Genomic DNA, 1,155 nt, shown 5'->3' with positions numbered 1-1,155 from the left:
GTAACCGTCTAGCGAACCACACCTCGCATCGTTAATCTGACTATTTGAAAATACCTGCTCAACGATAAATTTGGAGCAGGTGATGAAAACATACAGAACAGCGGCACAGTGGTTAGAGCTACTTCAGAAGCGCAGTAATTTTAAAGGTACTAATATTGAATTCTGCCAACACCACAATGTCGCTATTACCACTTATTATAAACAGCGCGCCCTACTTGTTAAGCAGTCAAACCCAAACTTACCGCAGCAATCACTTAATGCCACTTCATCACGTTTTATTCAGGTAAATAAAACCACCACTGAATTCTGCGCGCAAACTCATCCAAATGTGCTTCAGTTTGATATCCGCACAGGCCAGTTAATGTTTCCTGCCAATTTAGCAACGACCGATATCGTTTCCATCATTAAAGGGCTAACGGCATGAAGATGTTTGTTGATGTACCCACCGTTTATTTATGTGCCGATGTGGTCGATTTTCGTAAATCGATTAATGGACTAGCCGCCTTAGTGGAAGCTGAACTTGAACTACCTGTACTCAGTGGCGCACTATTTGTCTTTTGTAATAAAGGCCGCGACAAACTCAAGCTGCTGTACTGGGATAACACAGGATTTGCCCTGTGGTATAAGCGTTTAGATAAGCATAAGTTCAAATGGCCTAAACTCATGTCACCCACCATGACATTAACCGAGCAACAATTACACTGGTTATTGTCGGGTTATGATGTGATTGGCCACAGCAAAATTGATATTGCAGGTAAGCAAGTGCTTTAATATTTGCGATCGATTGATGATCATCAAAGTTAGCTCAGTTAGCACTGGAAAGCCTTTTGTTATGCCTTAAAATAGGCCTCATGAAAAATGAACTCGCCCTTAAACAGCGTATTGCTGAACTTGAAAAACTGTTAGCGCAGAAGGATGCACAAATCGCAGCCTTGGAAGAGCGCTGGCGTTTAGCCCAACAAAAACAATTCGGCAAAAGTGCTGAAGGCTTTGTAGGGCAAGGCGAGTTATTCAATGAAGTGGAAGAGATTATTGAAGCCGCTGAGGCTGAGCAACAATCCATTAGTTATACCCGTAAAAAGCCGGTGCGTAAGCCACTGCCAAAAGACTTACCCCGTGAGCAGGTTATTCACGATATTGAAGATAAATTGTGTC

The 1,155-nt window shown here is 42.5% G+C and carries 3 protein-coding genes; all 3 read left to right on the top strand.

Annotated features, from left to right (window positions below):
- Positions 1–82 precede the first annotated feature (82 nt).
- Positions 83–424, top strand: a complete 342-nt coding sequence (locus P20311_RS04445) for a hypothetical protein (protein ID WP_008110143.1) — start codon at positions 83–85, stop codon at positions 422–424.
- On the top strand, positions 421–771 hold the full coding sequence (tnpB, locus tag P20311_RS04440) for an IS66 family insertion sequence element accessory protein TnpB (RefSeq protein ID WP_036984835.1): 351 nt from the start codon (positions 421–423) through the stop codon (positions 769–771). Before P20311_RS04445 ends, tnpB begins: the two co-directional genes overlap by 4 nt.
- Before the next feature lie 80 nt (positions 772–851).
- Positions 852–1,155: transposase (locus P20311_RS04435; RefSeq protein WP_036984834.1), on the top strand; the 304-nt coding region annotated here is incomplete at its 3' end.

Origin of the sequence: Pseudoalteromonas sp. BSi20311, from assembly GCF_000239875.1 — a bacterium.
Classification (GTDB): domain Bacteria; phylum Pseudomonadota; class Gammaproteobacteria; order Enterobacterales; family Alteromonadaceae; genus Pseudoalteromonas.
This window is presented reverse-complemented; position numbering and strand designations above follow the sequence as displayed.

What these genes read in the sequence shown, in the direction of transcription:
- tnpB (WP_036984835.1), top strand. Translation starts at nt 421, where the DNA reads ATGAAGATGTTTGTTGATGTACCCACCGTTTATTTATGTGCCGATGTG.
- P20311_RS04445 (WP_008110143.1), top strand. Translation starts at nt 83, where the DNA reads ATGAAAACATACAGAACAGCGGCACAGTGGTTAGAGCTACTTCAGAAG.